Below are 22048 nucleotides of genomic sequence, written 5' to 3' on the forward strand. Positions count from 1 at the left end.
GGCAACACTCCTTCTCGAGCCACTGCGGCCGACGTCAGCGGCGGCGCACAGTCCCGATCCCCGCGTCGTCGGACGCGACGAGGCCGCACCGAAGCCGCACTACGAAGGAGACCTTCCGTCATGAACAACGCCACGACACGGTCCGGCAAGTCCGCCGCTCCCACGGCCTCACGCCCCGCCTCCTGGTACCGCCGGTCGGCCAGAGCTGCGGCGGCAGTCGCCACGATCGGCGTGCTGGCCCTGGGCGCACCGGCCGCGACAGCCGCGGGGAACACCTATGTCTGGGACGACGGCGCGAGTTCGGTCCCCATGTACTTCGCGCCCAACACCTCGGCGTCGAACGTGAAGATCTGGATGCCGAACGGCACCCGCTTCACCATGAACTGCTGGCTGGACAACGCAGGCCACCGCTGGTTCTACGGGCAGGAGTTCACTCACGGCTACTGGGGATACGTCACCTCAGGGCCGGTGCGGAACCAGACGGCGGTCGGGGGATGCTGACACGGCGGCCGACCGCGGGCCCGGTCACGGTCGTCCCCCGGTGGTCGGGCGGCGAGCGCGTCACGGCCGTCCCGCCACGGGTCGCCCACTCACCTCGTCCCGGACGGGGGGCACGGCACCGTGCGTGTACTGATCACCGGTGACCGGGGCTATCTCGGCACGGCCTTGCGCCGCCGCCTCCGGCGGACCGGGCACGAGGTCATCGGCCTGGACGCCGGATACTTCACCCTGGACGCCGTGGACCGCGGGAGAGATCTGCGAGACATCGGCCCGCACCAACTCGCCGGCTGTGACGCCGTGGTGAATCTGGCCGCGATATGCAACGACGCGTGCGGCGACCTCTCGGCGGACGTCACGGACGCCGTCAATCACCAGGCAGCCGTACGGCTCGCACAGCTCGCACGCGATGCCGGTGCAGCGCGCTTCGTCCAGGCGTCGTCGTGCAGCATCTACGGAGCCGGCGGCGCTACGGCCGTCGACGAATCCGGCACGCCGGCGCCGCGGACCGCATACGCCGCCAGCAAGCTGGACGCCGAGAAGGGGCTGGCCCGGCTCGCCGAACGGCATTTCACTCCGGTCATGCTGCGTTTCGCGACCCTGTACGGGCCGTCGCCCGCTTTCCGCAGCGACATCCTTCTCAACCGCATGGTCGGCACGGCAGTACGGTCCGGAGTCGTACGCGTCCACGGGGACGGAACGCTGCACCGCCCACTGCTGCACGTCGAGGATGCCGCCCGGGCAATCGAGACCGTGTTGTGCGCGGATACCGGCCTGCTCTCCGGCCAGGTCTACAACGTCGGTTCGAACGAGCACAATTACCGCATCGGTGACCTTGCCAAACAGGTCGTCGCGGTCCTCCCCGGAGCCCGAGTCGTGTACTCCGCGGCGGCCGACGACCGGAGTTACACCGTCCGTTTCGACAAATTCGGCCGGGCATTTCCCGATTGGAGTCCGGCCAACAGCCCCAGAACAGCCATCGCCCCGCTCGTCGACGCCCACGACCGATTGCGTGCCGCAGCCGGTACGGGCCCGATCGAGGCCACCGGGACTTCCCTACTCCCCCCGGTCGGGAATTCGGCCCCGGACGAGGACTGGAGTACGAGCGACCGGCGGAACCATCTGGTGAAGCTCCGCTCGCTCGGGCTGATCACTCCGGACTTCCGCTGGTCGGCAGCCGTCTCCGGGCCCTGACCGCACACAGCCCGGCCTCGACCGCGCGGCCCGTTCCCACCCCGTCGCCGTTTCCGTCCGCCTCTTCCACGACCACCTACCGACATCGCGTTCCGCTCTTTCCCCTTTCCTCTTTGGAGCAGGCCGGCCATGGATCCGGAATTGGTCACACTCACCGCGAGCGCGGCGTCGGCGGTGGCCGGCGCCATGGCCACCGACAGCTGGGCTGCCGTCAAGAGCCGGATCGTCGGCCTCTGGCGGCGGTACCAGCCGGAGCAGGCCGACGAGGTCGCCACCGCCCTCGACCGGGACACAGCACGCCTCACCGGCCCAGACGGGGCGTCGCACGTCCCCGGTCCGACCGACGAGGTCGCGGAGCAGTGGACGCGCAGGCTAACGGCCTTGCTCGCAGGGCATCCCGAGGCTGCGGCAGCTCTCACCGAGCTGATGGGCCGTCCCGGCGGTCCCCCGTCGGCCGTCATACCCCATCAGCTACCGGGCGCCATGGTGACGTTCGTCGGCCGCACCGGGGCGATTGCCACACTCGACACGCTGCTGGAGGACCCGGACCAGGACGTGGTCACGCCAGACGGGCAGCACGGACACGCGGTGGTCGTCGCCGTCGACGGCGCGCCCGGCATCGGCAAGACCACACTCGCCGTCCACTGGGCTCACATGGCCGCCGACCGCTTTCCCGACGGACAGCTCTATGTCAATCTGCACGGCTACGCACCGTCCACCGCACCGCTGGAACCGCGCGACGCCATCCGCGGCTTCCTCGACGCCCTCGGCGTATCGCCCCAAGCGGTACCCGTCACCGAAGCCGCGCAGGCCGGGCTCTACCGCAGCCTGCTGGCGCACCGCCGGCTGCTCATCGTGCTGGACAACGCCCGCGACACCGATCAGGTACGTCCCCTGCTGCCCGGCGGCTCCGGCTGCCGGGTACTCGTCACCAGTCGCAGTCGACTCACCGGACTCGCCGCCACGGACGGTGCGCGCCTGGTGACCCTTGGCCTGCTGAGCACGGACGAGGCACGCCAGATTCTCCGGCAGCACCTCGGCACGGCCAGGGTCGGGGCCGAGCCGGCCGCGGTCGCGGCGCTGCTCGACCGGTGCGCCTGCCTGCCGCTGTCCCTCAGCGTCGTTGGTGCGCGGGCCGCAACCGAGGAACATCTGACGCTGGGCGACCTGGCCGCTGAGCTGAACGACGCGGAACAGCTCCTGGACGCACTGCACGCCGGGGACTCCGCCTCTGACGTACGGGCGGTGTTCTCGTGGTCCTACCGAAGACTTTCCAGTCCGTCTGCGCGTCTGTTTCGGCTCTTGGGGCTGCCCGCCGGGCCGGACATCGCTCTGCCCGCCGTCGCCAGCCTGTCCGGGCTGCCGCGCAGGTCGGCTCGGCGCGTGCTCGGCGACCTCGTCGACGCGCATCTCGTCACCCGTAAGGGCCCCGGGCGGTACGACTTCCACGACCTGCTGCGCGCCTACGCCGCCGAGCGCGCCGAACTGACCGACCCTGAGCCCGACCGCCAGGCGGCGCTCCACCGGCTCGTCTCGCACTACCTCCACACGACGTCACGCGCCGCGCGGCTGGTCAATCCGCACCAAGAGCCGGCCGACCTGACACGGCCGATGCCGGGAGTCGTACCCGAGGACTTCTCCGGCTACGATGCGGCGGTCGCCTGGTGCGAGGCCGAGCGCGCCGTACTGATCGGCACCGTTGCCCAAGCCGTCCGCGTCGGCCTTTTCGCGGAAGGGTGGCGACTGGCCAGGTGCCTGACTGATGTCCTGGACCGCCAGGGGCACTGGCACGATCAACTGCGGGTCCAGACCCTCGGGTTGGAGGCCGCCGACCGGCTCGGTGATCCGCTCGGCCAGGCGCACGGTTGCCGCGGGCTCGCTCACGCCCTGACCAGACTGGGCCGTTTCGAGGACGCCGAGCCACTCTACCGTCGGGCCATCGCCTGCTTCTCCAGCCTCGGCCTGCTCGCTCGCGAGGCCGGGGTCGAACTCGACCTGGCCTGGATGTGGGAGGAGAATGCCGGAGCGTACGACCTTGCCCTGCGGCAAGCCCGCAGGGCGCTCGACCTGTACACGGAGACCGGTGACGAGGTGGGCCGGGCGCGGGCGCTGAACGCGGTCGGCTGGTACCAGACACTCGGTGGGGATCACGAAGCCGCGCTGCGGAACTGCGAGCGCGCCCTCGCCCTGCTGCGGACCCTCGATGTGCCGCATGACGAGGCATACACGCTGGAAAGCCTCGGCCACGCCCATCAGCACCTGGGCCACTTCGCGTCAGCGGCCGAAAACTACCGTGCATCTCTGTCTGTCTTCCACCGCCTCGGGGACTCCCTCTACGAGGCGACCATCCACATCCGCCTCGGTGATCTGCACATCGAGGGCGGCGACACCGCGTCGGCGGCCGAGGAGTGGCACCGCGCCCTGATGCTCCTGGAGCCGCTTCAGCACCCGCAAGCGGCAGGCGTCCGGGAGCGGCTGGCACGTCTGTCCCAGGGCTCCTCGCGGCGGCACCGTCCAAGGGCAGGACGGACGCCCCTGACCACCTGACGCTGGGGATGCGGAACCGCGGGCCTGAACGGGGCGCGCGCCGCGCGGAGTTCGACCGATCACGGAGAACCGCTGCGGCTCGTCACGTCAAAAAAGGGCTGTCGGGGACGACCGCTTCGGCGATATCGGCCGCCCGGCCGGGGGCGGCATTTCAGCGGAAGTTCAGTCGCCGCCGAACATGCGGCCTACGGGACCGACGCCTTTCCGCCGCCTGCGCCGACGCGGTGGCTCGTGGACGAGATCATCGCGCCGGCGGACAGCGGGGCCGGGAATGCGTGACGCCTCCCACGGCCCCCGTCGGCACGCGGATCGACGCGGTTCAGCGCAGTGTGACGACCAGCGTCGCGGCGAGAATGAGCAGGACGGCAGCCGCGAGCAGGACGCCGCGGGTGAGCTGAAGAAGGCCGTCGGGACGGCGGTGGGTTGCGGCGTGAGCGTGATGGTGATGCGGGCCGCGGTGGCTGTGGCTGCTGGGGCTGTGCGTTTCCGTGTAAGCCATGGAGTTCTTCTGACCGTTCCGCGTCCGGGTAAAAGTCCCCTTTCGGGGGGGGGGACGCCCCGAGGCATGGCGGGGCGTCGCTGTCTACGGCACCACACGAACCCCGCGCGGCCGGATCCACGTCAGCGGATGTCGTCGGGGCCGCCTGAGAACCGCGCCTCCGTCGTCGCCGGGCTTTCGCCCAGGGTGCGGGCGATGGTGTCCCAGGAGACGAGGGCGCGGCGGGCGGCGTGGACGGCGGTGCGGGTGTGGGCGGGGGCGGACTCTTCGAGGCGGGCGGCGGCGCGCAGGGCCGTGACGGGCTGGTGGCGGGAGAGGTCCTCGATACGGGCGCGCAGCGCGGTGAGCATCTGCTCGAGGTCGTACGGGATGGCGCCCTCGGTGGCGGTGACGTGGTACTCCCAGTCGGCGTAGGGGCCGGTGCGGGCGGCGGCGCCCTCGGTCGCCTCGTCGTCGCCCCGGGTGATGGGGTGGGTCTCGGCGCCGCGCCAGCCGCATACGCAGGCGCCCCTGACCCCGACGGCGCGGGGGCCGTCCGCGCCGTTGTAGGACCACCAGGGCTTTCTGCGGCCGGAGTCGTCGGCGCCCGCGGCGACCCGCGCCGGTTCGGCGCCGTCGGCCAGCACCGCCGCCACGTACCCGGTGTGGCGTCCGGTCTCGTCGACCCATTCCATGTCCATGTCTGAGCCTTCCGCATCGGCAATGTCCGGCTCGTCCATGATGGTGCGCGCGGCGCCGCGGGCGCAGCCGTCCGGCAAAGCCGGCCGGCAACCGACGGCGCCGGTCGTCGACCGGCGAGGAGCCGGCGGCCCCGTCGCCCCGGAAGTGCCCTGTCGTCACAGGTGTTTACAGCTTCTCGATCCGCTGTTAGCTTCACGAATGGGAGCGCTCCCACAACCCGGCCGCGCCCCTCCCCCCACACCGCCCCGGCCGCGGTGGGCCGCGGTCCCGGGTCGGTACCCGGAAAGGTCACCCTTGTGAAGAGAAACTGGAAACTGTCCTTATCGGCCGTCTTCGGCCTGCTGTGCTCGGCCCTCGGAATCGTCTTCCTCGGCCAGGGCTCCGCGCAGGCGCACGGCGTCGCGATGGCGCCCGGGTCCCGGACGTACTTGTGCTACCAGGATGCTCGGACGGACACGGGCGCGCTGGAACCGACCAACCCGGCCTGTGCCGCGGCGGTCGCGCAGAGCGGGACGTCGTCGCTGTACAACTGGTTCGCGGTCCTCGACTCCAACGCGGCCGGCCGGGGCGAGGGTTACGTGCCGGACGGCAAGATCTGCAGCGCGGGCGACAAGTCGCCGTACAACTTCACCGGCTACAACGCGGCCCGGGACGACTGGCCGCGGACCCACCTGACGTCCGGCGCGACGATCCAGCTGCAGTACAGCAACTGGGCCGCGCACCCGGGCACGTTCCGCGTGTACGTGACCAAGCAGGGCTGGTCCCCGACCACCCCGCTGGCGTGGGCGGACCTCGAGCAGATCGGCAACGCGACCAACCCGCCCGCGGTGGGTTCGCCGGGCACGGACGGCGGCCACTACTACTGGGACCAGGCGCTGCCCTCCGGCCGGAGCGGTGACGCGCTGCTCTTCATCCAGTGGGTCCGCTCGGACAGCAACGAGAACTTCTTCTCGTGCTCCGACATCGCCTTCGACGGCGGCAACGGCGAGGTGACCGGGATCCACAACGGCGGTACGACCACCGGTGGTACGAGCACCGGCGGCACCACCGACGGCGGTACGACCAACGCCGGCACCACCAACGGCGGGACCACTACCGGCGGCACCGACCCGGGCTCCTGCATGGCCATGTACTCCGTGACCAACGCCTGGAGCGGCGGGTTCCAGGGCCAGGTCGAGGTCATGAACCACGGCACCACCGCGTCGAGCCACTGGAAGGTCAACTGGACACTCGGTAGCGGAACACAGATCACCAGCCTGTGGAACGGCACCCGGTCCACCAGCGGCAGCGACGTCAGCGTGACCAACGCCCCCTACAACGGCGCGATCCCACCGGACGGCGCTTCCACCACCTTCGGCTTCACGGCCGACTCGGCCTCGGGCAACAACCTCCCCGCCGGCTCCATCACCTGCACCTTCGCCTAGCGCGCCTCCGCCTCCGCCTCCGACGCCACACCGGCGTCCGTCCCGTACGGTCTCCCGGGACCGTGCGGGACGGTACGCGCGACGCGGGCGGAAAACCGCAGGTGCGCGGGGAGGCGGCTGCCTATACTCGCCCGTCATGACGGAGATCGACGAACAGGGCAGGGCGGTGCCGCCCACCGCCGGCGGCGAGGCAGAGACACTGCTGGGCTTCCTGGAATTCCACCGGGCCACGCTGGCCTGGAAGTGCGCGGACCTCGACGCGGCCGGGCTCGGCGCGACGGTCGGGGTGTCCACGATGACGCTGGGCGGCATGCTCAAGCACCTGGCGTACGTCGAGGAGTGGTGGTTCTCGCAGGTGCTGCACGGCCGGCCACCCGAGGCGCCGTGGTCCACCGTGGACTGGGCCGCCGACGAGGACTGGGACTGGCACTCGGCCGCGGACGACACCCCGGAGCAGATCCGTGACCTCTGGCAGGAGTCGGTGGAGCGCTCGCGCGCGCTGACCGGTCAGGTGCTGGCGGACGGCGGCCTGGACACGCTCGCCGTCCGCGTCGGGGAGAAGACCGGCTTCCAGCCGTCGCTGCGCTGGATCCTCTTCCACATGGTCGAGGAGTACGCCCGGCACGTCGGCCACGCCGACCTGATCCGCGAGTCGGTGGACGGCCTCACCGGGGAGTAGCCCCGGGTCACTCCGCCCCCAGGTCCCGGTCGGCCAGGGCCCGGTCGACCAGGGCGCCCGCGGCGCCCGGGTAGGCGGTCGGGTCGCACAGCGCGGCCAGCTCGGCCGGGGTGAAGCGGTCGGCCAGCTCCGGGAGCCCGGCCAGCACGTCGGCGAGCGGGCGGCCGGTGGCGGTGGCGTCCCCGGTGGCGGCGGTGAGCAGCGCGCGGGCGGCGGGCTTGCCCAGATGCGGGGTCAGGACGGCGACGATCCGCTCCGAGACCAGCTGACTGCCCGTCATGTCCAGGTTGCCGCGCATCCGTTCGGCCCGCACCTCAAGACCTTCTGCCAGCTCCACCGCGGTGTGCGAGGCGCCGCCGACCAGCCGCAGGATCTCCCGCAGCAGCGACCACTCGGCGTGCCAGACGCCCGCCGAGCGCTCGTCCTCGGCGAGCAGACACTGCGTCAGACCGGCGCTGAGCACCGGGACTTGCAGCGCCGCGCTGCGGATCAGCGTGGACAGCACCGGATTGCGCTTGTGCGGCATCGCGGAGGAGGCGCCGCGGCCCGCGACGCCCGGTTCCGCGACCTCCGCTACCTCGGTCCTGGCCAAGGACTGCACGTCGACGGCGATCTTGCCGAGCGCGCCCGCGGTGAGCGCGAGCGCCGCCGCGAGGTCGGCGACCGGGGCGCGCAGCGCGTGCCAGGGCAGAACGGGCCTGGCCAGGCCCGTCTCCTCGGCGAAGGTCGTGACCAGCTCGTCCAGGTACTCCCCCGGGTCCCACGCCTGGCCCCCGCCATGGTCAGGACTGCCGCCGGAGCCACCGGACCCGCCGTAGCCGTCGATGCGGGCGTACTCCAGATAGCCCGCCAGCGTGCCGGCCGCGCCGCCGAGCGAGACCGGCAGTCCGCCGTCCAGCAGCGCGGCCAGCCGCGCGTCGGCGTCGCGTACGCCCTGCCGCCAGCCCGCGGCCTTGAGGCCGAAGGTCGTCGGCACCGCGTGCAGCGCGAGGGTGCGGCCCGCCATCGGGGTGTCCCGGTGCGCGGCGGCCAGCGCCGCCAACGCCCGGTCCACGCGCGCCAGATCGGCCCGGATCAGCCGCAGCGCCCGGGCGCTCACCAGCATCATGCCGGTGTCGAAGACGTCCTGGCTGGTGGAGCCGCGGTGCACGTACTCGGCCGCCGCCGGGTCGTGTTCCGCGACCACCCGGGTGAGCGCCGCGACCAGGCCGACCACCGGGTTGGCGGTCTCGCGGGCGGCGAGCGCCAGCGCGCGCAGGTCCATCCGGTCGGTGTAGGCCGCCGCCGCGATGGCGGTCGCCGCCGACTTCGGGAGGGTGCCGAGCCTGGCCTGGGTGCGGGCGAGCGCCGACTCGGCATCCAGCATCGCCTGGAGCCAGGCGGTGTCGCTGACCGCCGCCTCGACGGGGGTGCCCGCGCGCACCGGCGAGAGCAGCCCGGCGTCCACCAGGACGTCCGCCGCCCCGCCCCTGCTGCCGTCGTCTGCGGGCTCGCTCATACGATCACTCCGATGGTCTGGTATTCGGCCGACTCCCCTGACTCCCGCGACTGCGCGGCGTTCCCCGCGGCCGGCGCCGACCGGTCGCGGGCCAGTTCCAGCACCGCGCAGGCGATCGCCTCGGAGTCGCCGAGGGTCACCGAGTCGACGCCGGGCCTGATGCCCGCCGCCGTCACCCAGTGGACGGACTCGGTGGGCACACCGTAGGCGAAGCGGCGCGGGTGGGCGCGGCCCTGCGGGTCGATGATCCGGTACGGCCGCTCGGTGACGGCCAGGCCGCCGGTCTCGTACCCCGGGCCCTCGGTGCTGGGGATCAGATAGGTGGTGCACTGCTCGGTGTCCATCAGATACCGCAGCAGCGGCTCCGAGGTGCGCCGGACGTCGGGCTCCGGCAGCCGGGCCTCGATCAGGGCCGTGGCCCGTACCGGCGGACCGGGCACGACATGGGAGAAGGCGACGAAGGCGGGTCCCGACGGGTCGATCCGCACCTCGGTGCCGGGGCCGGTGACGACCAGCACCCCGGCTTCGATCAGCGCGATCATCTCCTCGATCCGGGAGGCGGGCGGCCCGATCGACAGGAAGGCGTTCATCGCGGTGTACCAGCCCTCCAGTTCGTCCCGGTGCGAGGCGCCGTCGAGACCGCCGTGGTCCACCGCGAGCCGTATCTCGTTGCGCAGGTCGCGCAGCACGTCGAGGGCGGCCTTCAGCGGGCCCGCGACATTGCCCGCCCTGGCCTCCCGGACGTCGCGGGCCAGGTAGTCGAGCAGCCAGCTCCGGAAGTCCTCGGGACTGCTGAAATCGCGCCCCTCGTACGGGCGTTGCAGCGTCTCCCAGTTCCAGCGGCCGGCCGGGGCGACGCCGTACGCGTCCAGCAGTTCGCGTTCCTCGCGCTCGTCGGCCGCGCCCAGGAACCGCTCGCCGAGTGCCGCGCCCTCCGCCGCGCGGCCCTCGGCCTTGAGCAGGGCCTGGTAGTAGACGCTCTGCACTTCCTTGGAGATCAGCGGCCAGAGGTGTTCCTTGAACTGCATCCGGCGTTCGCCGGCCGAACTCCCCCTCAGCATCGCGATGTGAGAGGGCGTCAGTAAGCGCGGGTTGTAACGGCCGTACGCACCCTTCTGGTTCTCGCCGCGCGCGTGGAAGGGCACACCGCGCCGCGAGGTGGCGTACATCAACGGCTCGCGTCCGGACGGCAGATAGACCAGCCCGCCATTGTCCGCGCGCCGGAAGGCGCCGCCGCGGCCGGCGGTGAGCAGCGTCATGTGGTCGAAGAAGTTCAGGCCGAGGCCGCGCAGCAGCACCGTCTCGCCGGGCTCGATGACCGACAGGTCGAGGTCGGCCGGATTGCCGGGTTCCAGGTATGTGAGGCCGTGGATGCGGGCGAGCGTCGCGGTGCGCTGCTCGCGCGGTGTCGGGCGGCGCGAGACATGGCCCTGGGCCAGGACGACGGCGGCCACCCCGTGCAGCCATTGGCCGTTGGCCAGTTGCAGGCTCTGCGGGCCGTCCGGCACCCCGGCGGCGTCGGCGATGGCCACGGCGCGGCTGCGGTGCTCCACGATCCTGACGTGGGCGGGCGCGCCGCCGCTGATCCGCCGGAAGCAGGCCCGCAGATAGCGGCCGTAGAAGGCGCGGGTCGGGTAGGAGTCGGGGTCGAGACGCCGGGCCTCGGCCAGGTCGTCCGGGTCACCGGTCCACTCGGCGAAGGACCCTTCCCCGCCCGCGCCCTCACCGCCCGGCTCCAGCAGGCCGCGGGCCCATTCGTACAGCGTCGGTCCCGGCTCTATGGGGCCGTCGATGCTCACCCGGTCGTCGGTGAAGACGGTGATCTGGGACGCGACGGTGTTCATCAGCAGGTGGCGCGACTGGTCGGTGCGCCAGACACTGCCGGCACCGGGCTCGGCGGGATCCACCACATGGACGGTCAGCGAGGTGCACGAGGGCGACTTGCGCTCATGGGCGCACAGGCGCTCAAGAACGGACAGGCCCCGAGGGCCGGCGCCGACGAGGCAGACGGCGAGATCCGCCGCAGTGCTCATGGGTCTTCTCCATCCGTTGGCCTGGTCCCCCGACCGGGCACGGGTGCGGCGCGCAGGCGTTTTCGGGCAGGGCGAAGCGTACGAGCGGCTCAAAGACGTGTCGCGAAAACGTGTACGGGTGGTGCCGGCGGCCCGGGCGGGCGGTGGGTGCCGCCCGGGCCGCCGCGGTCGGCGCTTACCGGCGGGTTCAGCTCTTGCTGGTGAACTCCCGGATGGCCTGCGCGAATTGGGCGGGCTGGTCGAGGGAGAGCAGGGAGTAGCTGTCCGCCACCTCGACGAGCCGCCCCTGCGGGAGGATCTCGGCGAGCCGGCGGCCGTGCGCGGGCGGCATGACCTTGTCCTTCTCGGCCCACACCACCAGGGCGGGCCGGTCGAAGGAGGACAGTCCTTCGCTGACACCGACCAGCAGCTTCTTGTCGGCCGCGATGCCGCGCAGCACCCGTACGGTGTCGCGCCGGATGTCGGCCTGGCTCAGGATCGGCTTGATCCAGTGCTTGCTGACCGCGTCACCGCGTTTGGTGAGCCAGCCGAAGGCGATCGGCTGCCGCCTGACCAGTTTCAGCCGCATCTGCTGCATGAAAAGGCCGAAAAAGGTCGGCGACAGCTTTCCGGTCAGCACCACCGTCTTGCCGGTGAGTCCGGGCGGGAAGTTGTCGAATGCGTCGCAGGAAGCGAGCACGATGGAACCGACGCGCGGCGCGCCTTCGTCGACGAGCAATTGCACGATCGCGCCGCCGGTGTCATTGCCGACGAGAGTGACATTGTTCAGATCGAGCCGTTCCAGGAACTCCCCGACGAGCCGGGCGATTCCGCGCGGCGAAAGGTCGGCGTCCTCCTTGACCGGCTTGGTGTGGGCGCCCATGGGCAGCACCGGCACCACGCACCGGTGGTCGGCCCGGAGGTCGGCGACCACGTCGGCCCAGAGCGTCTCGTCCATCAGGAGGCCGTGCAGCAGGACGAGCACCGGCCCGTCGCCGCCGGTGTCCAGGTAGTCGATCGTCCCTGCCGAAAGTTCGATCTGTTCCATGGTCATGCGTCAAACCCGTCTGTCGGCTCGCCGTACGGGGATTTCCGGCGGGACGCTGCGATGTCCCGTTCCGTCAGAAACCCCCGTCATGACGTCAGTTGGTGGTCAGCGGCTTGAGCATATCGAGCGGATTGCGCCCGCTCCAATGTCCGTCGACCGCGTACGGGCGGAGCCGTACGAAAATCGTCTCGTGATGGAAATCCTGTTCTTCGTGCCGCTTCATCGCCCGTACGTGACCGCCCGGGTAGGAGCCGACGGTGTACTGCCGCATTTCCTTCACGCTCCGCCAGAGCGAGAAGGTGGCGACCTGATTCGGCGGCTTGATGAGCGAGGTGCCCTCCAGGAACGCCGGGTGGTGCGCGGCGTCCCGTTCGGCGTGCGAGGCGGCGGCGACGAACGGCACCATCTTGTTCATCCGCACCCGGGCCAGGGTGAGCACCCCGACCGGGTGGTCGTCCACCGGTATCTCGCGCCGGGGAAGTTCCAGCAGCCCGGGCCAGGCGCCGATGGTGCGCACCGGCTCGAAGCGGGCCCGGAAGCCGTTGTCGTACGCGGCGGCCGAGGAGTGCGACAGGTAGCGGTCCAGCGCCTCGTCGTTGTCCCAGGCGGCCAGCAGCGCGGCGCCCGACGGCTTGACGTCGAACATCGCGCTGTCGGCGCGCAGCGGGCTCATCAGGAAGGTGCTGGCCCAGTGCAGGCCCTCGTGCTGCGCCGGCACCGGGCCGGAGCGCAGGGCGCTCATCGCCTTGCCGGGGCTCACCTCGGCAAGGTGCAGTGACATGATCATTCCCGAGGTGATCCGGGAGGTCTGCACGCTATCGGACACGGTGCCAACCGCCTTTCATCGTGCGGGTTCTTCGACGGACAGGGCGGTGGTGGACGGTCGCAGCGGGGTCGCCGGCTCCTCGCCGGTCTCGCGGCCGACGATCTCGGTCGCGACCCGGCGGCCGGAGTAGATCGCGCCGGACATCGACCCGTACTCGTGCGGCACGGACTCCGCGCCGGCCCAGTGGATCCGGCCGACCGGCTGCTTGAGGAAGGTTCCGTAGGTGGTGTACAGACCGGGCGGGGCGTAGGCGTGGTAGCAGCCGCGGGTGTACGGCTCGGCCATCCAGTTCTGCTCCAGCAGGTCGTACGGCTTGGCGGCCTTGGGGCCGAAGAAGCGCTCCAGCTCGCGCAGCACCAGGGCGCGCCGCTCGCCCACCGGCAGCTTGGCGACCTGGCGGGCCGCGGGGCCGGTGACGAAGCCGGTGAGCACGCCGGGCGTGCCGTCGGGCGGGCAGCTGTCCACCGTGGCGCGGACCGGGCTGGCGTGGCTGATCACATGGCCGGTGAAGCCCTCCGCGCGCCAGAACGGCTCGTCGTACAGCGCCAGGTACTTGATGGCGGCGCCCATCGTGAGCCGCTGGCTGACGTGGTCGCGGTGCTCGGGCAGCGGCGGGTCGTACTCGATCCGGCCGGCCAGCGGCACCGGCACCGCGACCACCACGAAGCGGCCGGCGGCCTCGAAGCCGGGGCCGCTGATCCGGACCCGGTCACCGCTGTGCTTGATGGTGCGGACCTCGGCGTTGAGATAGGTGTCGGCGAGCACCGGCTCGGCCATCTTCATCGCCAGGTTCTGCGAACCGCCGACGAAGCGGTTCTCCAGCGTGCCGCCGGTGATCTGGGTCATCGCCCGGAAACCGCCGGTGCCGTTGGAGTAGTTGAGGACGTGCAGCAGCGAGACATCGGCCGGTGCGGCGGCCATGCCCGCCTCGATCATCAGCCGCATCAGATTGCGGCCGCCCCGGGTGCGCACATTGCGCCGGGTCCAGGACCACATCGTCTCGCTGTCCCACTGCTTGGCGTGCGGGGCCTCCCAGGGGGCGTCCTGCGGCACTTCGCGGCGCATCCGCTCGATGCGCAGCGCCGCCTGGCCGAAGTCCAGCAGCGTGGCCGCGCTGACCTTGGGCGCCATGCCCTTCCAGGGCGAGATCTTGCCGTCGTCGTCGATCAGCCGGTAGCCGGTGTCGTAGACCTTGGCGGTCTCGATGCCCAGCGACTGGGCGGCGCGGTGGCTGATCGTGCCGGGCTGGCCGTAGAACTCGCAGCCGAGTTCGGCGACCTTGCCGTCGCCGATCGGCTTGCTGTACGACCGGCCGCCGAGCCGGTCGCGGGCCTCCAGCAGGGCCACGCTCTTGCCCGCCAGCTTCAGTTCGCGCGCGGCCGTGATCCCGGCGAAGCCGGCGCCGACGACGATCACATCGGCTTCTATCGATGGGTACTCGCTGATGTCGTGCAACGCCCTCTCCTACAGTTCAGGTCTCGGTCCGCGCTTGAAGGGCCGTACGAAGTGCCGTACGGATCAGCCGGGTTCAGGCGCCGTCGCGCAGCACGATCTCCTGCTCGACCGCCTCCAGGCCGCCGTTGTCCCGGTGCTTGATCATCTCGGTGAGCAGATAGCGCCGGGCCTTGACGGTCGCGGTGCGCTGCAGGTCGTCGGGCGTGACCTCCAGCGGGACGCCGAGGCCGGTGATGCCCGCCGAGGCGCTGCGCCAGACCTCGGGGTCGAGCGGCTTGCCGTCGCGCATGCAGACCACCGGGACGGGCTTGCCCTTCTCGTCCGGGACGACCACGATCTCCTCGGCGTTGGGGATCCGCTCCAGGAGCACGTCCTCGATCCACAGGCAGCTCTCGACGCCCTCGATCCGGTCCGCGATGCGGTCCAGGATCTCGATCTGGCCGAGCCGGCCGCGCCGGCCCCAGTCGCCGGTGTCGAACCACTTGCCGTGCCGCCGCTCGGCGAACTTCTCCGGCGTGCCGATGAAGGACATCGCGCGGGACGGCGTCTTGACCTGGATCATGCCGGGCTGCGACTGGTCGGAGCGGCGCTTGCCGGTCTCCGGGTCGGCGATCCGGGCCCGGATGCCGGGCACCTCCCAGCCGACGCTGCGCAGGTCGCGGCCCTTGAGCCGGGCGAAGGAACCGCGGGTGTACGGGCGGACGGAGACCACTTCGGTCTCGGTCATGCCGTAGCACTGCAGCCAGACCGGGAACTTCCGCTTGGACGCGTCGAGCATCGCCTGGATGGTGCGCGGGTGCATCGCGTCGAAGGAGTTGAAGTACAGCCGGATGCTGGAGAACGGCTCCGACGGGTCGTCGATCAGCGTCTCCCAGCCCATGAAGTTGTTGGGGTGGGACTCCAGGATCGTCGGCCGGTACTGCGGCAGCAGCCGCAGCATCGTCTCGTTGTCGGGCTTGGCGATGCCCAGCAGCGGGGTGCCGCGCGAGAAGGACGCGGCCTGGGTGATCGCGGCCCGGATGTGCACGTGCGAGATGGCGCTGGCGAACAGGTCGCCGGGGGTGTGGAAGCCCGGGAAGATCGACTCCATCAGGGAGTTGTAGCTCACGCCCTTGGCGCACGCGTCGGCGAGCTTGGACACACCGGTGGTGCTGGAGGTGTGCGTGATCATCATCGGCTCGTCGTCCTTGAGCGGACTCGGCGCCGGGATCCGCCCGCCCCACAGGTCGGCCACCGGTATGCCGCCGTCGATGTCGGCGATGGCGGTCATGCCCAGGTGCCGCAGCCGCTCGCCGTCAAGACGGGCGTACTTGGCGACCTCGGGGTCGGTGATCAGGAACTTCGCCTGGAGCCGCTCCAGCAGGATGTTGATGATGTCCGGGTCGAGGCGGGCGGACAGCAGCGCCGGGATGGCGCCGATCCTGGCCGCGGCCCAGGCCAGCGCCTGGATGTCGTAGTTGGGCGTCTTGACGATGACGACGCGGTCCCAGCGCTTGACGCCGGCCGCCTTCATCACCGCCGCCATCTGGTCGACCAGCGTGGCGAATTCGACGTAGTCGAGTTCGACGCGCTGCTCGGGGTCCCAGGTGAACGGCTGGTCGAGGTAGATCGGCACGCGGCCGTGCTTCTCGGCGGCGCGCTCGGCGACCAGACCGACGTTGAGCGGCTTGACCAGCGCGACCCGGTCGGGTGCGAACTGGGCCTTGAGCAGCTTGACGGCATCAAGCCGCCGCGCCGCCAGCGGAATCTTGGACCGGGACCGGTCCGCTGCGGTCGAAACCATACGACTCATCCCTTCGTGCGGCGCGGGGCGACACCCGTGCGATCGGTGGTTGCGTACTTGCGGCGCTCTTCCGCGATGAGTCGCTCGTACTCGTTGGGGTCCACCAGCAGGTGGCCCGAGGAGTCGTGGAACCGCTTGTCCTGGCGGCGCCTGGCGTTGCGCAGCTCCGCCCACATCTGCGCGCGCGACGGCAGTGCGACCGTTTCGGTCAGCAGGTCACCGACCCACTCCGCCTGATGCTCGGCCAGCGGCATGAGCGACATCATCGAATGCAGCAGCCCGATGAAATACAGGCCCTCGGTCTCCGGGGGCACGACCTGGTGGTAGAGCGGCGGGGCGTCGATGCCGTCGCCGACGAGGGTGTCGTCGAGGAAGGGGTAGGAGATCTTGTAGCCGGTGCAGTGGATGATCGCATCGGCCTCGACCTCGCCCTTGCCGTCGGCGAAGCGGACTGTCCTGCCGTCGACGCTCTCGATGACCGGCTTGGCGGTGATGCGGCCGTGCGCGATGGCGGGCAGCAGCTCGCTGCTGGCCACCAGCGGGCCCTGGCCGACTTTGTACGGCGGGTCGGGCAGCCCGTACGCCGACATGTGGCCGTGCACCAGCTTGATCATCAACGACACCAGCGGGCGGCGCTGTTCGACCGACAGCTTCTTCATCATCGGCGAGAGCTTGTCGATCGGGCCGCCCTCGAGGATCTTCGGCACCACGTAGTGGCCGGTGCGGACCGACAGGTACGTGGCCTCCGCGACCCGGGAAACCTCGGTGGCGATGTCCGCCGAGGTGGCGCCGAGACCGATGATCACGACCTTCTTGCCGGCGAAGTCGGCCGGGCCGTCGTAGTCGAAGGAGTGCAGCTCCGTACCGGTGAACTTGCCCTCGTAGGAGCCGTGGACGGGCAGTCCGTGCCGGCCGCCGGAGGCCACCATCACCGCGCGGTACAGGTGGCTGGTGCCGTCGGCGAAGGACACCGACCAGCCGCCGCCCGCCACCTGCTCGACCCGGGTGATCTCGGTGTCGAAGCGGATGTGCTCGCGCAGCCCGTAGTGGTCGACGTACTCGTCGAAGTACGCGGCCACCTGGGAGTGGTGCGGGTAGTCCGGGTAGTCGTCCGGCATCGGGTGGCTCGGGAAGGACATGACGGTCTTGGAGGTGTTGGCGAACAGCGCCGGGTAGGCGCAGCTCTGGCCGCCCTGCGCCGGGTAGCGCCACAGGCCGCCCAGCTCCGAGCGGCGCTCGAAGGCGTCGAAGGCGATGCCGCGCACCTTCAGCGAGCGGCACATCGCGATGCCGGCGGAACCGGCGCCGATGACGCAGACCTTGTCCCTGCGGTCCTCGGGCGCGGCGTCGCCCGCCACGGCCGACTCGTCGGTGGCGGTCATCAGAGGTCACCCGCCCGCTCGGTGGCGGACAGCGCCAGCAGGCCGAGCAGCGTCGCGGTGGCGGCGGCGCTGGTGTCGACCACGGTGGACTTCTTCAGCCGGCCCTTGCGGTGGCCGAGGATGCCGGCCGCCACGTCCAGGCCGTCGCAGAGGATGCCGGCCTTCAGCAGCAGCCTGCGGGTCTCGCCCTTGCTGGCCAGGACGCCCACGATCAGCGCGATGTTGCGGGCGGCGAACAGCCGCACCAGGTACTCGCCGTCGGCGTCCTCGTTGATGTGCAGCTTCTTCGCCCCGACCGCGGGTGCCAGGAACGCCGCCGCGCCGACGGTACGCAGGGTGCTGAGCAGGACTGCCGGCGTGTCGCTCTTGTTCATAGTGATGCGAGTTCCTCTCGCGCCTGGGCCATCGGCGTCACGCCGTGGCGGTGGGGGCCGGTGTCGGTGGGAATTCCTTGGCGAAGCCGGTCAGGCGGACGACGACGCCGGCCTGCCGCAGCATCTCGATGTCGGTCTCGGGTTCCGCGGACTGCTCGGGGAAGGAGATCCCCGGCGGGAGGTCGCGGGCGAGCACCCGCTCGGCGGCGCGCACGGCGCCCATCGCGCTGAGGTGGCCCTGGCCGCGGGTGTCCAGCAGGTCGATGGAGACCGACCGGTTGGCGTTGTGCGCGGTGACGGTGAGCCCGCAGAAGTCGCCGGTGCCCGAGGACTGGAAGAGCGCCGCACGGACTCCGTGCAGCGCGGGCCGTGTCATGGCGCGCAGCGCCCCGGACCGCTTGAGCCCGATCATCGCGTACAGCGACGGTACGGACTGCAGCGCGATCCTGGTCTCCACCGTCGGCACGCCGAGCGTCAGCGGCACCGTGGTCTGTTCCAGGGTGCTCACCAGGGCGGCGGGCCGTTCGTTGCCGTCGGCGCAGCGCACCGGGCGGCGGCCGGTCAGCGGGTGCGTGGGGGTCCGCTTGCCGTCCCGCATCCCGTAGTACGGCCAGGCGAGCCGCTCGGCGAAGCCCCAGGAATCCGGGCCGACCTTGTCGTCGGACGAGGACAGCACCGCGAATTCGATCCGGTCGGCCTGGCCCAGCTCGCGGACCGCCGCCGCGGCCATCAGCGCGTTGAGCCCGGCGTACCAGGCACCCGACAGCAGTACGGGCGCGGTCGGCCGTTCCATGGAGACCGCGACGGTGACGTCGAGGATGCCGGCGTGGCCGGCCCGGTTGATGTCGGCGATCGGGATACCGCGGCGCATCGCGTCCACGATCAGGTGGTCGCCGGGGTCGCTGACCACGGCGAGTACGGCCGCGGGCGGTTCGGCCAGCGAGCCGAGCGGGCGTTCGGCGCGGACGTCGACGACGGCGGTGGTGGCGCCGATCTCGGCGGCCAGCGCGCGGCCCTGCTCGGGGTTGCGGCCGGCCAGCACGATCGGCAGCTCGGGGTGGCGCTGACGGAGCGTACGTGCCACGTGCTCGCCGACCACGCCGTAGCCGCCCACGATGAGCAGCGGCTGCGGCGCGGTGGCGGCGCGCTTGGCTCTAGCGGCCACGGCCCACCGCCTCGGTGATCGTGGTGTCCGGCTTGCTCTCCTCGCCGCGCTCCTCCGCCGCCCGGGCGAACAGTTCGCGGGCCACCCGGCGGCCGGAGTCGACGGCGCCGCCCATCGAACCCATCTGGTGCACACCGCTCTCGGTGCCCGCCCAGTGGATCCGGCCGATCGGCTCGCGCAGCGCGGGGCCGAAGGCGGTGTAGAGCCCGGGAGGGCCCCAGCCGTGGTAGCAGCCGCGGGTGAACTCCTCGTCCAGCCAGTTCTGTTCGACGAATTCGCGGGGCTTGCCCGCCTTCGGGCCCAGGCCCGCGACCAGTCCGTCGAGCACGGCCGTACGGCGCTCCGCGGGCGTCAGGCGGGTCAGCTTGCGGGCCGCGGAGCCGGTGACGAAGGCCGACATCACACCGGGGCTGCCGTCGGCGGGCGAGGTGTCGAAGGCGACCCGGAACGGGCCGTCGCTGCTGGTGATCTGGCCGCTGAGCCCGTCGGCGCGCCAGAACGGCTCGTCGTACACGGCCAGGCACTTCATGGCCGAGCCCGCGGGCAGCCGCTGGGTGAACTGGTCGCGGTAGCCGGGCAGCGCGGGCGCGTAGTCGATGCGCCCGGCCAGGGTGACCGGGATGGCGACGACGACCCAGCGGCCGCGGTACTCGAAGCCGGGGCCCGAGACCACGACGGAGTCCGAGCGCTGCTCGATCCGGCGGACCGGGGCGCCGGTGCGCACCTCGTCGGGCAGCTTGGCGGCGAGCCGCTTGGGGATGCTGTGCGCGCCGCCGTCGAAGCGGTAGCGCTGGATGCCGCCGCTGACCTCCAGCAGGTAGCGGAAGCCGCCGGAGGCGTTGGCGTAGTACAGCACGTGCATCAGCGACACGTCGGACGGCCGGGTGCAGAAGGCGGCCTCGATCATCATCGTGATGAAGGCCCGCGCGGTGGCGGTGGTGACATTGCGCTGCATCCACGACCAGAGCGTCTGGCTGTCCAGCTTCTCGGCGTTCGGCGCGTTCCACGGGCCGTCCGGCGGGACCTGCTTGGCCAGCCGCTCGATCTTCAGGATGGCCTGGCCGAGGTCGGCGATCGCGGCCGGTCCCATGCGCCAGGGGAACAGGCCGGAGTACGCGTGCCTGCGCCCGTTGACGAAGGTGAGGCGCTCGCCCTCGTCGTAGCTGCGGAAGCCCGTGATGCCGACGGACTTGGCGGTCTCGGCGATCATCGTGCTCTTGTCGCCGAAGTACTCGCCGCCGAGGTCCACGGCCTTGCCGTTGCCGAGGTCGAGGCCCTTGAGCCGGCCGCCGACGCGCTCGCGCGCCTCCAGCGTCTTGACCGTCCAGCCGGCGTCCTTCAGCTCACGGGTCGCCGTCAGGCCGGCCAGGCCCGCGCCGACGACGATGACGTCGGCTTCCGCGCTGGGTTCTTCCGTCACATGGAGCACGTTCAGACCTCCGCGTTCTTCTGATCGCTCTTGCCGTTCATCGCGCTCTTGGCGCTCGTCGCGGTGGCGTCCGCCGCCGGAGCCGTCACGGGCGCCGCGGGCGCGGCGGGCGCCGTCACGGGCGCGGGGACCGGGCGGACCCGGACCGGGGGCGCCGCGGTGACGTCGGAGGAGACCAGCTGCGGATGGCGGTTGATCCAGCGCCGGCGCGGCTCGCGGGCCAGCAGCTTGACCGTCTCCCGGATCAGCGGCAGCCGCTTGTGCTTGCCGGAGAGCAGCATCTTCGCGGTGATGCCCGCCATGTCGGTCAGCGGGAAGACCTCGTAGTACTTGGAGCGGTGGTGGTAGAGGTCGAGGAAACGGCCTATCTCGCCGCGGTCCACCATGCCGCGCAGCGCCTCGGGCACCGCGGAGGGCAGCGCGCCGGCCTCGCCGAGGATGTTCGCCAGCCAGTAGTGGCCCGCGAAGCGCTCGTCGCGCCACTGGGACCACAGCCGCAGCGTCTCGTCCTGGCCCAGCTCCGAGACGCCGGCGCCGGCCCGGCCGAGGGCGGCGACGATGGCGGGCGCGAGCCGCTCCACCTGACGGAAGGCGTCACCGATGCCGCGGCCCGCCGACGGGTCCTTGAAGTGGCCGGCGTCGCCGACCAGCACCCAGCCGGGTCCCGCGGACTGCCGGAAGTAGCCCTCGAACTTGACGATGCCGGAGATCTTCGTGGCGATCTTGGCGTCGGCGAGCGCCTTCGCGGTGGGCTCGCACGCCCGCATGTGGGCGAGCAGCCCTTCCTCGGTGTTGCGGCGGAAGTATTCGCGTTCGTGTCCCTCGGGCGAGACGCCGACGAGATACAGGCCGTTGTCGGCCGGTCCCGCCCACACCATCCGGTCGCCCCAGCGGTGGAACACGAAGGTGTCGTCCGAGGACGGGTCGGCGCCCTCGAAGAACGTGAAGTAGTAGGAGCGTTCGTTGGGCACCACGTTGTACTTGCGGGAGCCGACCATGTAGGCGACGGTCGAATTGCGGCCGTCGGCGCCGACCACGAGGGGCGCGCGCAACTCGGTCTCGCGGCCGTCGTGCTGGGCGCGCACCCCGGCCACCCGGCCGCGCTCCCAGATCAGTTCGACGACCTTGGTGGCCATCCTGACGTCGGCACCCGCCTCGACCGATGCCTCGTGGAGGATCATGTCGAGCAGGTGCCGACGCAGGAAGGTGGCGCCGCCCACGTCGTCGAACCGCAGCGGGAACTGCGAGACGACGTGGAAGTCGTTCAGCTTGGTGTCGGCACGCCGCATGAAACGCACACCGGTCTTCTCGACCTGGTCGAGCACACCGAGCCGTTTCAGGAACAGGAGTCCGTCCGCCTCCATGAGGTGCGAGGAGAGCACCTCACGGGGGAACGTCGCCTGTTCGACCACGACGACCTTCAGGCCTGCGCGTGCGAGCAACGTGGCGAGTGGCGACCCCGCACAGCGGGCGCCCACGATGATGACGTCGAAGTGCTCGACGTCCGTACCATTGCGCCGGATGTCGCTCCCGGCCAGGCCCTTGGTCGTCATG

At 71.3% G+C, this 22048-nt stretch carries 18 protein-coding genes; 5 read left to right on the top strand and 13 right to left on the bottom strand.

Features of this window, described 5'->3' with window-relative positions; translation table 11 throughout:
- Window positions 1–120 precede the first annotated feature (120 nt).
- From BM076_RS20635 to BM076_RS20645, 3 genes are all read left to right on the top strand, one after another.
- On the top strand, window positions 121–501 hold the full coding sequence (locus BM076_RS20635) for a hypothetical protein (protein ID WP_093715122.1): 381 nt from the start codon (window positions 121–123) through the stop codon (window positions 499–501).
- Window positions 502–621: 120 nt separating this feature from the next.
- On the top strand, window positions 622–1692 hold the full coding sequence (locus BM076_RS20640; RefSeq protein WP_093715123.1) for an NAD-dependent epimerase/dehydratase family protein: 1071 nt from the start codon (window positions 622–624) through the stop codon (window positions 1690–1692).
- Window positions 1693–1821: 129 nt separating this feature from the next.
- Complete coding sequence (locus tag BM076_RS20645; protein ID WP_093715124.1) at window positions 1822–4239, top strand: ATP-binding protein; 2418 nt, start codon at window positions 1822–1824, stop codon at window positions 4237–4239.
- 319 nt (window positions 4240–4558) lie between these two features.
- On the opposite strand, the gene BM076_RS20650 is transcribed toward BM076_RS20645, so the two are convergent.
- The gene (locus BM076_RS20650; protein ID WP_093715125.1) at window positions 4559–4738 is read right to left on the bottom strand and encodes a hypothetical protein; all 180 of its coding nucleotides are present in this window, start codon (window positions 4736–4738) and stop codon (window positions 4559–4561) included.
- 122 nt (window positions 4739–4860) lie between these two features.
- Window positions 4861–5418: a hypothetical protein gene (locus BM076_RS20655; protein WP_093715126.1), complete on the bottom strand. Its 558-nt coding sequence runs from the start codon at window positions 5416–5418 to the stop codon at window positions 4861–4863.
- 297 nt (window positions 5419–5715) lie between these two features.
- Here BM076_RS20655 and BM076_RS20660 point away from each other — a divergent pair, with 297 nt between their 5' ends.
- Together BM076_RS20660 and BM076_RS20665 are read left to right on the top strand one after the other, a co-directional pair.
- Complete coding sequence (locus BM076_RS20660) at window positions 5716–6843, top strand: lytic polysaccharide monooxygenase (RefSeq protein WP_177246525.1); 1128 nt, start codon at window positions 5716–5718, stop codon at window positions 6841–6843.
- A gap of 136 nt (window positions 6844–6979) precedes the next feature.
- Complete coding sequence (locus BM076_RS20665; protein ID WP_093715127.1) at window positions 6980–7522, top strand: DinB family protein; 543 nt, start codon at window positions 6980–6982, stop codon at window positions 7520–7522.
- 7 nt (window positions 7523–7529) lie between these two features.
- Here the strand turns inward: BM076_RS20665 and BM076_RS20670 are convergent, their stop codons facing one another.
- The 11 genes from BM076_RS20670 to BM076_RS20720 all read right to left on the bottom strand — a co-directional run bounded on the left by BM076_RS20670 (window position 7530) and on the right by BM076_RS20720 (window position 22047).
- Window positions 7530–9020 carry a lyase family protein gene (locus tag BM076_RS20670; RefSeq protein ID WP_093715128.1) on the bottom strand — a complete coding sequence of 497 codons (1491 nt, stop codon included), beginning with the start codon at window positions 9018–9020 and terminating at the stop codon, window positions 7530–7532.
- A complete protein-coding gene (locus tag BM076_RS20675) occupies window positions 9017–11053 on the bottom strand; it encodes an FAD/NAD(P)-binding protein (RefSeq protein WP_093715129.1) in 2037 nt (678 codons plus the stop codon). Before BM076_RS20675 ends, BM076_RS20670 begins: the two co-directional genes overlap by 4 nt.
- Window positions 11054–11240: 187 nt before the next feature.
- Window positions 11241–12080 carry an alpha/beta fold hydrolase gene (locus tag BM076_RS20680; protein WP_177246538.1) on the bottom strand — a complete coding sequence of 280 codons (840 nt, stop codon included), beginning with the start codon at window positions 12078–12080 and terminating at the stop codon, window positions 11241–11243.
- A 94-nt stretch (window positions 12081–12174) separates the two neighbouring features.
- Window positions 12175–12861 (bottom strand): hypothetical protein, encoded by a 687-nt coding sequence (locus BM076_RS20685; RefSeq protein ID WP_177246526.1) that lies wholly within the window; start codon window positions 12859–12861, stop codon window positions 12175–12177.
- 60 nt (window positions 12862–12921) lie between these two features.
- The gene (locus BM076_RS20690; protein ID WP_093715132.1) at window positions 12922–14361 is read right to left on the bottom strand and encodes a flavin monoamine oxidase family protein; all 1440 of its coding nucleotides are present in this window, start codon (window positions 14359–14361) and stop codon (window positions 12922–12924) included.
- Between the two features lie 73 nt (window positions 14362–14434).
- Window positions 14435–16144 carry a class I adenylate-forming enzyme family protein gene (locus tag BM076_RS20695; protein WP_177246527.1) on the bottom strand — a complete coding sequence of 570 codons (1710 nt, stop codon included), beginning with the start codon at window positions 16142–16144 and terminating at the stop codon, window positions 14435–14437.
- 5 nt (window positions 16145–16149) lie between these two features.
- Window positions 16150–17526: a flavin-containing monooxygenase gene (locus tag BM076_RS20700; RefSeq protein WP_093715134.1), complete on the bottom strand. Its 1377-nt coding sequence runs from the start codon at window positions 17524–17526 to the stop codon at window positions 16150–16152.
- The gene (locus tag BM076_RS20705; RefSeq protein WP_093715135.1) at window positions 17526–17900 is read right to left on the bottom strand and encodes a hypothetical protein; all 375 of its coding nucleotides are present in this window, start codon (window positions 17898–17900) and stop codon (window positions 17526–17528) included. Before BM076_RS20705 ends, BM076_RS20700 begins: the two co-directional genes overlap by 1 nt.
- A 37-nt stretch (window positions 17901–17937) precedes the next feature.
- Entirely contained in the window at window positions 17938–19065 is a 1128-nt protein-coding gene (locus BM076_RS20710; protein WP_093715136.1) for a saccharopine dehydrogenase family protein, read from the bottom strand.
- On the bottom strand, window positions 19055–20485 hold the full coding sequence (locus tag BM076_RS20715) for a flavin monoamine oxidase family protein (protein WP_177246528.1): 1431 nt from the start codon (window positions 20483–20485) through the stop codon (window positions 19055–19057). Before BM076_RS20715 ends, BM076_RS20710 begins: the two co-directional genes overlap by 11 nt.
- A gap of 11 nt (window positions 20486–20496) precedes the next feature.
- Complete coding sequence (locus BM076_RS20720; RefSeq protein WP_093715138.1) at window positions 20497–22047, bottom strand: NAD(P)/FAD-dependent oxidoreductase; 1551 nt, start codon at window positions 22045–22047, stop codon at window positions 20497–20499.
- Window position 22048: the final 1 nt, after the last annotated feature.

Source organism: Actinacidiphila alni (genome assembly GCF_900112845.1).
GTDB lineage: Bacteria > Actinomycetota > Actinomycetes > Streptomycetales > Streptomycetaceae > Actinacidiphila > Actinacidiphila alni.

What these genes read in the sequence shown, in the direction of transcription:
- BM076_RS20685 (WP_177246526.1), bottom strand. Translation starts at nt 12,861, where the DNA reads ATGTCACTGCACCTTGCCGAGGTGAGCCCCGGCAAGGCGATGAGCGCC.
- BM076_RS20645 (WP_093715124.1), top strand. Translation starts at nt 1,822, where the DNA reads ATGGATCCGGAATTGGTCACACTCACCGCGAGCGCGGCGTCGGCGGTG.
- BM076_RS20665 (WP_093715127.1), top strand. Translation starts at nt 6,980, where the DNA reads ATGACGGAGATCGACGAACAGGGCAGGGCGGTGCCGCCCACCGCCGGC.
- BM076_RS20720 (WP_093715138.1), bottom strand. Translation starts at nt 22,047, where the DNA reads ATGACGACCAAGGGCCTGGCCGGGAGCGACATCCGGCGCAATGGTACG.
- BM076_RS20680 (WP_177246538.1), bottom strand. Translation starts at nt 12,080, where the DNA reads ATGGAACAGATCGAACTTTCGGCAGGGACGATCGACTACCTGGACACC.
- BM076_RS20675 (WP_093715129.1), bottom strand. Translation starts at nt 11,053, where the DNA reads ATGAGCACTGCGGCGGATCTCGCCGTCTGCCTCGTCGGCGCCGGCCCT.
- BM076_RS20695 (WP_177246527.1), bottom strand. Translation starts at nt 16,144, where the DNA reads ATGGTTTCGACCGCAGCGGACCGGTCCCGGTCCAAGATTCCGCTGGCG.
- BM076_RS20635 (WP_093715122.1), top strand. Translation starts at nt 121, where the DNA reads ATGAACAACGCCACGACACGGTCCGGCAAGTCCGCCGCTCCCACGGCC.
- BM076_RS20655 (WP_093715126.1), bottom strand. Translation starts at nt 5,418, where the DNA reads ATGGACATGGAATGGGTCGACGAGACCGGACGCCACACCGGGTACGTG.
- BM076_RS20700 (WP_093715134.1), bottom strand. Translation starts at nt 17,526, where the DNA reads ATGACCGCCACCGACGAGTCGGCCGTGGCGGGCGACGCCGCGCCCGAG.
- BM076_RS20670 (WP_093715128.1), bottom strand. Translation starts at nt 9,020, where the DNA reads ATGAGCGAGCCCGCAGACGACGGCAGCAGGGGCGGGGCGGCGGACGTC.
- BM076_RS20650 (WP_093715125.1), bottom strand. Translation starts at nt 4,738, where the DNA reads ATGGCTTACACGGAAACGCACAGCCCCAGCAGCCACAGCCACCGCGGC.
- BM076_RS20705 (WP_093715135.1), bottom strand. Translation starts at nt 17,900, where the DNA reads ATGAACAAGAGCGACACGCCGGCAGTCCTGCTCAGCACCCTGCGTACC.